The following is a 10,337-nucleotide window of genomic DNA, read 5'->3' as shown; positions in this document are numbered from 1 at the left end:
AGGCCACCCACGTTGGGCAGCCTAAACTAGACCAATTTAGCCTTAAAAATTCTATCAGTACCAGTTGACGAAGAGCCCAAAATGGCGATTCAATAAAAATTAACCTGTAAATAAATTCTAACACAATGCCCTGGTAGTAGCTTAGCTATTATCAGGGTTTTATTCGTCGTCCGTAAAAAAGCTCTTCAGCTTGTAAGTTGTCACAGGCTCTACATAGTAATGGTACTTAGCCACTAAGTCACAAATCTTGTCCCCATTGATGAGCGTAATTATCCGGGTACCGGCTTTAGCGGTTTTCATGGCTTCACGGGTAAAGTCTGAGGTCGTGATGAAGATTCCGTATTCGGCATTGTACTTGTCCATTGCCCCACGGAATTTGTCGATTTCTGGCGCCGAAACTTTACCGTCCCAACGTTTGGCCTGTAAGGCGACCCGAGTTGTTCGAAAATCATCTGAAGTAATGCAGCCAAAGCCATCTAGGCCACCGTCGCCGACATAACGAACGCCAATATTGTCGTCAAGGTCAATGCCCATGTGAATTAGCAAGCCACGACTAAACATCTCAAACTTCTGTGGTGACATCTTAGCTAAGGCTGCTAACAATTCAGCTTTCCAGGGTTCTTCTTCAATCTCAGTCTCTTCTTCTACATCAGTTTCATCGGCTGATTCTTTGGATAGCACTGCCCGCACATCACGGATCGGATCAAAATCTTCTAGCTTAACCGTCCGCCCCTTTTCTGATAGCTCAAGATTGCGATTATCTTCAGTGAAAATAAAACCAGTCGTAATCAAATGTTTAACCGCAAAATTAAAACGATAATCAAAAGGGCGGTATGGGGCGCCTGTTTTCTTTGACTTTTTAACTTCATCGACCTTCTCCTCTGAAATTACTTCGGAGTGATCGCGAATCTCACGCTTTACTTCCTTGCGCGTTACCCGACCGCCAAGTGTCTGCATCGCTTTTAGCACTTCAATCATAATCAGATTTTCAAATTTTTCCATTCTGTTTATGGTCATTCCCAGTTACCCTCCTTCCTAAAAGTTGCACTCTAACTTTTTAACTGTCATAGTTTTGGATTTCGTCCACTCAATTTGTTAGAAATCACTCATTATCCTCGTTTGAACACTATCTGCCTATCCCGCGCCGGTCAAAGGATAGCGCAATCCGAGGCCAGCGGGCCAACCAACCCTTCAGCAAATTTTAATCGTTTTGTGTCCGTTCTAGGACGGTTACTGACTCAACGTGCGTTGTCTGAGGAAACTGGTCGACGGGTTGGATTGGCTTGGTGACGTGGTAACCCTGCTCCACGAAGCGTTGAAGATCACGGACGAGGGTGGCCGGATTACAGGAGACATAAATGATTTTCTTTGGCGCCATTTGACCAGCGGCGGTAATCAGGCTTTCAGCTAAGCCTTTTCGTGGTGGATCAACGATGAGCACGTCTGGCTTTAATCCCGCCTTTTGCCACTTAGCCATTTGTTCTTCAGCCTTACCCACAACAAATTTGGCATTCGTAATCCCATTTAAAGCAGCATTTTGCTTAGCATCTTCAATTGCAGCCGGGACAATTTCAACCCCATAAACTTGCTTAGCGTGCTTAGCTACGGCCAAGGAAATCGTTCCGATCCCACAATAAGCATCAATCACGGTTTGACGACCATCCAAGCCAGCTTGATCAATTGCCGTTTGGTAAAGACGTTCGGTTTGTTGCGGGTTAACTTGGTAAAAGGACAACGGGGAGATCTTAAAGTCAATACCAAGGAGTCGATCTTCAATTGTTGCTTGCCCCCACAACAGACGGTTTTCATCCCCCAGCAACTTATTGGTTGGCTTCGAATTAATATTTTGCACCAAACTCTTAAGTTCTGGTACTTGTTTTTTGATTGTAGCTGTAAGTTCCTTGGCATACGGCAAGTGCTGCGTCTTGGTAATCAAAACAACCATGACTTCATGTGAGTAGTAACCCCGCCGCACCATTACTGTTCGGATAATTCCTTTGCCAGTCTTTTCGTCATACGGCGTAAGCTTAAACTTCCGGAGGGCATCCCGCACGACTAAAATCGTTTGGTCAATCACAGGATCTTGGATGTAGAAGTCTTCGATTGGCACTAACTGGTGACTACCCCGCCGGTAAAAACCTGTCTGAAGTTGCCCTTTGACCAACTTAACGGGTACTTGGGCCTTATTCCGGTATTGATACGGCTTGGCCATCCCCATGGTTGGACTAACTGCTAAATCCAAGTGCGCCTTTTGCAAAAGATCTTGGATCAACTTTTGCTTAAAGCGTAATTGTGCTGGATATGCCAGGTGCCCCAGGGGTGCAATCCCCGTTTGCAGGTAGCGTTGATCAGCTAAATCAACCCGGTCAGGACTCTTGCTTTGCCAAGCCAAGACCCGCCCCCAAGCAAAGTTCTTGGTGACCTTTGTGACCACATATTCAATCGCTTCGCCAGGTAAGGCATTGGGGATAAAGATCGGGTAGTGATCAACTTTAACGACCCCATTCCCTTCATAGGTCAAATCAGTTACCGTCCCGGTCCTTTGTTCATTTTTGTGCACTGGTAGTTGCACCTTCATCGTTGTTCCTCCTTGATTTTTTATGTACAGAAAAGAGGTTGGGAGTTTATCCTCCACGACCTCTTTGGTTTATTTTTGATCTGGGTCTTTCATCCCACCAATTTCACGAACAAAATCATCTTCCATCTTTTGCATGGCGGCCGTTAAGGCATTATCCGGAATTTCGTCCATGTTAGCAACCACTTGTAAGTGTTGGTGCAAATTAACGAAGTGCATTGGGGCATCGCCACCGTATTCCCCATCGAGGTTGATCATTAAGCGATCATCTTTATCGAGGGGGGTCACAACAACGTCCTTAGCCTTGACGTAAATAACCCGTGGATCATCAACGTGCGTTCCCTTCAAGGCTTTAGCCATTAACTGCATCATCCCAAAGAGAGAACTATCCTTAACAATAATCAAAGAGAAGTTTCCATCATCCAAAGAAGCATCAGGAACGATCTGTTCAAAGCCCCCAACCGAGTTCGTCAACGCTAAGAAGATGGTGGACGCCTTCCCCCGAAATTCATGACCATCGTACTTGATGCTCATTTCGACTGGCTTAACTTGGGGAAGTAATTCAGCCCCCTTCGCAAAGTAGGCGGCGTAACCGAAAAGTGACTTCATTTGTGAAGGCACTTCATAGGTTAATTCCGTAAGGGTGCCTCCGGCCGCAATATTCATAAAGTAATTTTCGTTCGCCTTTCCAATGTCGATCTTAAACCGGTTATCGGGATTCAAAATCAACTTGGCGGCCGCGATTGGATCTTCCCGGGGAACCCGGAGAGCGCGGGCGTAATCGTTCGTCGTTCCCGCCGGAATTACGGCTAAAGTTGGCCGTTTTTCCAGGCCAGCGATCCCATTGATAACTTCGTTTAAGGTCCCATCCCCACCAGCAGCCACGATGAGATCAAAGCCCTCCTTGGCTGCCCGAGTGGCCTCGTTTTTAGCTGAGTCGGGTTCTGGCGTCGTTGCGTAGGCGCTGGTTTCATAACCGGCCTGTTCGTAAACGGCCAAAATATCGACTAAATCACTTCGTAAGGCTTCCCGACCAGAGGTGGGGTTATAGATAATTCGTGCTCGTTTACGCATTTACTAACCCCCTGTAAATTAACGTTCGTTCAAAGCCTTCATCAAGATTTGGTTAACAATCTTCGGGTTGGCCTTCCCACGGGTTTGCTTCATGATTTGACCAACCAAGAAACCAACAGCCCGGTCCTTCCCATTCTTAAAGTCGATGATTGATTGTTCGTTGTTATCAAGAACACCGTCAATAATTGGCTTCAATTCGGCTGGATCGGAAATTTGAACTAATCCATGGGCCTTGGCAAATTCAGCTGGTTCTTCCCCGTCAATAATTCCGGCAAAGACCTTCTTGGCCATCTTAGATGAAATTGTCCCATCATCAATCAACTTAACCATCCCGGCAAGGTGGGCAGGGGTCAACTTCGTATCTTGTAAGTCGATATGTTCATCATTCAAGTAAGAGTTCACATCGTTCATCAAGTAGTTGGCAACCCGCTTAGCATCGGCCCCATCAGCAACAGCTGCTTCAAAGAAGTCCGCCATTTCCTTGGTTTGAGTCAAGACCATGGCGTCGTAGTCAGTTAAACCGAGGTCTTCAACATAATGTTCCCGCCGTTCACCAGGCATTTGGGGCATTGCTTCCTTAATTTCGTTAATCCAATCATCAGAAACGTCCAGTGGTGGTAAGTCAGGTTCTGGGAAGTAACGGTAGTCATCGCTTCCTTCTTTAGTCCGCATTGAAACCGTCCCCTTAGTAGCTTCATCATACCGCCGGGTTTCCTGGACAATTTGCCCCCCAGAAAGGATCACGGCTTGGTGCCGCTTTTCTTCAAATTCAAGGGCGTTGCGCACGTAATTGAAGGAGTTGATATTCTTCATTTCCGTCTTCGTCCCAAACTTATCGGAACCAAATGGGCGTACGGAGATGTTGGTATCAACCCGCATGGAACCTTCTTCCATTTTCACATCAGAAATCCCAGTAAATTGGATCCGTTGCCGTAAAGCTTCCAAGTAAGCCACTGCTTCTTCAGGGGAAGCAATATCAGGCTTAGAAACAATTTCAATCAATGGGGTCCCTTGCCGGTTCAAGTCAACGTAGGAGTATTGACCCGTGTGGGTGTTCTTCCCAGCATCTTCTTCAATGTGCATTTCAGCAATCCCAATCTTCTTTTTCTTACCGTTAACTTCAATTTCAACCCAACCATCATGAGCAATTGGCGTTTCGGATTGGGTAATTTGGTAAGCCTTGGGGTTGTCTGGATAGAAGTAGTTTTTCCGGTCAAAGTGCATGTGCTTAGTGATTTGGGCATGCAGAGCCAAACCAGCCATGATCCCGTCCCGGACAACGCCCTTATTTAGGCTAGGTAAAACCCCAGGGTATCCCCAGTCGATCACGTTAGTATTGGCGTTAGGGTCTGACCCATAAGCAACCGGTGATGGACTGTAGATCTTGGAGTTAGTTTTTAATTCAACGTGGACTTCAAGCCCAATTGTGGTTTCAAAATTCATCTTAGTTTTGACCCCCTAACCGTGGCGTTTGCTTGTGGAAGTCGGTTGTTTGTTCAAAGACATAACCGGCATCGTAAACGGTTTGTTCATCAAAGGCCTTCCCAATAATTTGGAGCCCAACTGGCATCCCGTTTTCCTTGGAGAAGCCTGCCGGTACTGACATCCCTGGCAGCCCAGCCATATTGGTGGTAACCGTTAATAAGTCATTCATGTACATCTTAGTCGGATCAGTAACTTCCGCGCCAATCTTAAAGGCCGTGGAAACCGCCGTTGGTCCCATGATAACGTCATGATCCTTTAAAATCTTGTTAAAGTCGTCGGTAATCAACCGCCGAACCTTAGCCGCCTTAGCGAAGTAAGCATCGTATGAACCCGCAGAAAGGGAGAAGGTCCCAAGCATGATCCGCCGCTTAACTTCAGGGCCAAAGCCTTCGGTCCGCGTCCGGACATAAACGTCTTCCAAGTTCTTAACATCATTTGCCCGGAAACCGTAACGAATTCCGTCGTACCGTTGGAGATTAGAAGATGCTTCAGATGAAGCCAAAATGTAGTATGCCGGAATTCCGTACTTCGTGTGTGGTAAGGAAACTTCATCGACGATTGCTCCCAAAGATTCATAATAGGCAAGCGCCGCTTCAACGACTTCTTGAACATCAGCATCAATACCGTCACCAAAGTATTCCTTTGGTACCGCAATCCGGAGCCCCTTGACGTCCGCCTTAGCCAAGTTAGCGACGTAGTTAGGCACTTCCCGGTTAGCACTCGTCATATCGCGCTTATCAGCCCCAGCAATTGCTTCCATTAGGTAGGCGTTATCCTTGACACTTTGGGAAAGCCAACCAACTTGGTCAAAGGAAGAAGCAAAGGCAATCACTCCCCAACGGGAAACTCGTCCATAAGTTGGCTTCATCCCAACTACCCCGTTAAAGGATGCTGGTTGCCGGATTGAACCACCCGTATCCGTTCCAAGCGCTCCAAGAACATCCCCTGCTGCAACCGCTGCTGCGGAGCCACCTGAAGAACCACCAGGAACCCGGGTTAAGTCCCATGGATTCCGCGTCGTTTGAAAGGCCGAGTTTTCCGTCGAAGACCCCATGGCAAATTCGTCCAGGTTAGTCTTCCCAACGTTAATCGCCCCAGCAGCTAATAACTTTTCCACGACCGTGGCATCATAGACGGGCTTAAAGTTAGCCAAAATCTTTGAAGCGGCCGTCGTCGTCAGCCCCTTGGTAACAATGTTGTCTTTGACCGCCAATGGAATCCCCGCTAATGGTTGGTCAGGGTCGATTCCTGCTTGATCAAGCTTAGCTGCTTGGTCCAAAGCAGCTTCTTCGTTAAGTGCTAAAAAGGCCTTAACGTCGTCGTCAGTCGCCTTAATTTGTTTAAAGGCCGCCTTCGTCAACTCAGTTGCACTAACCCGCTTGTTAACAAGATCATCGTGGAGTTGAGCAACGTCGGTATTATAAAACGCCATTCTCTAATCCTCGCTTTCGTCAATGATTGCTGGTACCTTGATTAAGCCTTTATCCGTTTCTGGGGCGTTGGCTAAGAGGGCATCTCTTTGCCCGCTTGGTACGGCAACGTCTTCTCGCATTACATTTGCTTCTTGGGTTGGGGAGTACATTGGTTCAACTCCCGTCGTATCCATCTTTTGAAGATCGTCAAACAAATGCATCGTATCTTCTAGTTGTGGTACAAATTGATCGAGCTCTTCATCTGTAAATGAAAGCTTGGCTAATTCCGCAACGTGCTTGGCCGCTTCTCGGCCTAACTTTTCAGCCATTCTCCTAACCTCTTTTCCAAATTCTATACAATATTTTATTTTATCACATGCCGCCGGTACTTTTCAGAATTATCATGAGTTACTCTGAAATTTTTGCATTATTTTGCAAAAACATTTCGTTTGATATCAAAAAAGCTATTCTCGATGTGAAATCCACAAGAGAATAGCTAATTTTTAATGAGTTACCCCTCGGGTACATCCTGCATCCCGCATAATCCGGTATGGCTTTTCGGAATCGCACGCTAGATAAATGATGGGGCCTAAAATCTGACACCCGTTAATTCCTACGGTCCATTATAATTTTGGGAGATGCATTTTAATTAGTAACTACCAAACACATGGGAATTCCACTTAGAGGATCCAGAATCACGGTAGACCACTGCTTGAATGCCCGAATCAGATTGAATCTTAATGTCGATCGAGACCCCATTTGGCAAGTACTTTTTGGCAGCCTGGACAATGTAGCCCGTAAAGCTATTAATTTCCGTTTGACTATAGAACTGGGTTGTCACGGTCACGTGCATTCCTTGCAAGGTTCCGTCCTTATATTGGGCTTGGGCAGTTACCCCACTAATATTCGGGAAGAAGTTTTGGATTTGGCTCTTAAAGTTAGAGAAGGCGCCACTTGTCCCAGTACTATTTGAATTAGCACTGGCTGCTGAGCTAGCTTTGGGTAAGACCACATTCTTGTAATCTAAGTCCGTCCAAGAACCAATTTTATTCCCACTTGCCTTAGTATAAGCAAAGAATGTTCCACCAACCAAACTATCTTGACCAGCTTGCTTGTACAATGCAATTACGATCGGAACGTTCTTAAGTTCTGGTTTTGCCCGGAGGCGTTTAAGGACTTTAGCGGCCGCAGCCTTACCTTCGCTTTGTACTTCTGCATTGGAAATATTCTTAGTGTAGTACGGGCCATCCGTCTTCTTTTGGTATTGATATTCGGAGTTTATGCCAATCCCAATTACGACCCCTTTAAGCTTTAAAGAACCCCCACTTTGTTGCATGTAGTCTTGTTCTTCAATTTGTTGAACATACAGCGGATTAGGATCACTCTTCTTACCCTCGGCTGGATTAAGTCCCGTTGGGTTTTTAGCCGTTTTCCGTCCCAACCAATTAGTTACGGTACCACTATCTAAATATTGACCTTCTTGGAAAATATAACTCTTCGTTGAGAAGAATTTCTTAGCGATAATGTTTATCAAGCCATTTTCAAAACTCTTTTGATTGTAAGTATTGTCGTTTTGTTGAACAGCGACTCCCCGAGCCTTACTTGTTCGATAATGGCCATCCTTAATTACCGCTTGATAAGTCCCGGTAGCACTACCCGTGGTTGAATAATCATTGCTTTTTTTGTTTCCACAGGCAGCTAATGCTAGGCCCATAGATAAGACCGCCGCAAGGGTTACTAATTTTTTAAGTTTCACGGTCTAGTTTTCCTCCTTCATTGCTTGGTCAAACCGTTGTTCATCCCAAACCGGAACTTGCAAATCGTTGGCCTTCGTTAGTTTACTACCTGCCTTTTCACCAGCAATCAACAGATCGGTCTTCTTTGAAACACTCCCAGTAACTGTTGCTCCATGGGCTTCAAGCCAAGCGGTTGCTTCTCCTCGGGTAAAGGCGTTTAATTTCCCGGTCAAAACAACCCGCTTACCAACCCATTGGCCTTCCGTAACTAATTGCGTCCCTTTGTATTCAAAATTGACCCCCACCGTCGCCAACTGATCAATCAAAGCTTGCACATCGTCATTAGCGAAGTACGTGGCTACGCTGTTACCAATAATTGCGCCAACTCCCGGGATTGCCGCAATTTCGGCTTCACTTGCTGCCATTACGGCTGTTAAATTACCAAAATGTTCCGCAATTAATTGTGCTCCCTTGGCACCGACGTGGCGAATCCCAAGGCCGAATAGCAAACGTTCGACTGAATTATGCCGACTATTATCGATCGCTGTCAATAGGTTTTGAACTGATTTCTCACCAAATTTAGGTAAAGTTAATAATTCATCGTGATTAAGGCGGTAAAGGTCGGCTACATTCTTCACCATTTGCTTTTCCCAGAGGGTAGCAATGATCTTTGGGCCTAGCCCATCAATATTCATGGCATTCCGGGAAGCAAAGTGAGCCAAACCTTCTTTAATTTGCGCTGGACACATCGGGTTAACACAACGCAAGGCAACTTCATCCTCTAAGTGGACTAATTTCGATCCACAAACTGGACAAGTTGTCGGAACTACATATGGTTCACTTTCGGTAGGCCGTTTTTCCATTATTACCCGGGAAATTTCCGGGATAATATCTCCCGCCTTATGCAATAAAACGGTATCCCCGATCCGAATCTCCTTTTCAGCAAGGTAATCGGGATTGTGCAAAGAAGCCCGTGAAACCGTTGTTCCGGCTAATTTAACTGGATCCATAACTGCCGTTGGGGTAACATTTCCGGTTCGGCCAACCGTCCATTCAATCTCCCGCACAACAGTAGCTGCCTCTTCTGGTGGAAACTTATAAGCAATTTCCCACCGGGGAACCTTAACGGTATTTCCGAGTTCGACTTGGGTCGCCAAATCGTTCACCTTTTCAACAATCCCATCAATTCCGTACGGTAAATCATCCCGCTTAGCAGTGTACTCAGCAATATAGTCATTAATTGCTGATTCATCCTTAGCCACCAATGAGTTTTCGTTAACTTGAAAACCAAGTTCCCGCATTCGCTTTAAAGCTTCGGCCTGGGTAGTTATCCCTAAGGCTTGGAAGTTAGGGACATAATACATGAAGGTTGCAAGCTGGCGTTGCTTCGTAATTTTGGGATCAAGTTGACGCAGACTACCAGCAGCGGCATTCCGCGGGTTTGCAAAGATTGGTAGGCCCTCTGCCTCCCGCTGTTGGTTCAAAGCTAAAAAAGCTTCTTTGGGCATGTAACATTCACCCCGGAATTCCAGCGAAAGGGGTTCTGGTAATTGCTTGGGAATATCCTTGATTGTCATGACGTTAGCGGTCACATCTTCCCCAATTTGCCCGTTTCCCCGGGTTGAACCTTGGACTAATTTGCCGTTTTCATAAACTAATGAAAGGGATAAGCCATCAATCTTTAGCTCCAAATTATACTCAACGTGGTCTGCCAAGCTAGCTTGCTGCCGGGTATTAAAGTCGGCTAGTTCCTCTAGGGAAAAGACATCCCCCATCGAAAGCATTGGAATTTCATGGTTTACTTTGGCAAGTTGTCCTGCCGCTTGCCCGCCGACTCGTTGCGTTGGGGAATCCGGCGTTACTAACTGGGGAAACCGATTTTCAATTTGAACTAATCGTTGATAAGCCCGATCGTAAACATAATCTTCAACACTTGGTTGGTCTTGTTCGTAATATTCTTTTCCCCACTGAGTTAATTGTTGCCGAAGAGGGCCCAGTTCGGCTTTTGCCGCTGCTTCGGTTAATTCACTGACTGGTACTTGTTCTTCGTTCATG

8 protein-coding genes are annotated in these 10,337 nt (G+C 46.0%); all 8 read right to left on the bottom strand.

The window, feature by feature from the left end:
• Positions 1 to 159: 159 nt before the first annotated feature.
• A complete protein-coding gene (locus tag H5993_RS05605; RefSeq protein WP_204776563.1) occupies positions 160 to 1,017 on the bottom strand; it encodes a restriction endonuclease in 858 nt (285 codons plus the stop codon).
• A gap of 184 nt (positions 1,018 to 1,201) precedes the next feature.
• On the bottom strand, positions 1,202 to 2,578 hold the full coding sequence (gene rlmD, locus H5993_RS05600) for a 23S rRNA (uracil(1939)-C(5))-methyltransferase RlmD (RefSeq protein ID WP_180870256.1): 1,377 nt from the start codon (positions 2,576 to 2,578) through the stop codon (positions 1,202 to 1,204).
• A gap of 69 nt (positions 2,579 to 2,647) precedes the next feature.
• A complete protein-coding gene (locus tag H5993_RS05595; protein WP_180870258.1) occupies positions 2,648 to 3,649 on the bottom strand; it encodes a diacylglycerol kinase in 1,002 nt (333 codons plus the stop codon).
• Between the two features lie 18 nt (positions 3,650 to 3,667).
• Positions 3,668 to 5,092 carry an Asp-tRNA(Asn)/Glu-tRNA(Gln) amidotransferase subunit GatB gene (gene gatB / locus H5993_RS05590; RefSeq protein WP_204776562.1) on the bottom strand — a complete coding sequence of 475 codons (1,425 nt, stop codon included), beginning with the start codon at positions 5,090 to 5,092 and terminating at the stop codon, positions 3,668 to 3,670.
• A gap of 1 nt (position 5,093) precedes the next feature.
• On the bottom strand, positions 5,094 to 6,566 hold the full coding sequence (gene gatA / locus H5993_RS05585) for an Asp-tRNA(Asn)/Glu-tRNA(Gln) amidotransferase subunit GatA (RefSeq protein WP_204776561.1): 1,473 nt from the start codon (positions 6,564 to 6,566) through the stop codon (positions 5,094 to 5,096).
• A 3-nt stretch (positions 6,567 to 6,569) separates the two neighbouring features.
• Positions 6,570 to 6,875 carry an Asp-tRNA(Asn)/Glu-tRNA(Gln) amidotransferase subunit GatC gene (gatC, locus tag H5993_RS05580; RefSeq protein WP_180870264.1) on the bottom strand — a complete coding sequence of 102 codons (306 nt, stop codon included), beginning with the start codon at positions 6,873 to 6,875 and terminating at the stop codon, positions 6,570 to 6,572.
• Positions 6,876 to 7,195: 320 nt separating this feature from the next.
• Complete coding sequence (locus H5993_RS05575; RefSeq protein ID WP_204776566.1) at positions 7,196 to 8,260, bottom strand: CamS family sex pheromone protein; 1,065 nt, start codon at positions 8,258 to 8,260, stop codon at positions 7,196 to 7,198.
• Positions 8,261 to 8,305: 45 nt separating this feature from the next.
• Positions 8,306 to 10,336: an NAD-dependent DNA ligase LigA gene (gene ligA / locus H5993_RS05570; RefSeq protein ID WP_204776560.1), complete on the bottom strand. Its 2,031-nt coding sequence runs from the start codon at positions 10,334 to 10,336 to the stop codon at positions 8,306 to 8,308.
• Between the last annotated feature and the right edge of the window lies 1 nt (position 10,337).

This window comes from Limosilactobacillus alvi, from assembly GCF_016900115.1.
GTDB classification, from domain to species: Bacteria; Bacillota; Bacilli; order Lactobacillales; family Lactobacillaceae; genus Limosilactobacillus; species Limosilactobacillus alvi.
The sequence above is the reverse complement of the archived record's forward strand: the minus strand, read 5'-3'. Positions and strand labels throughout refer to the sequence as shown.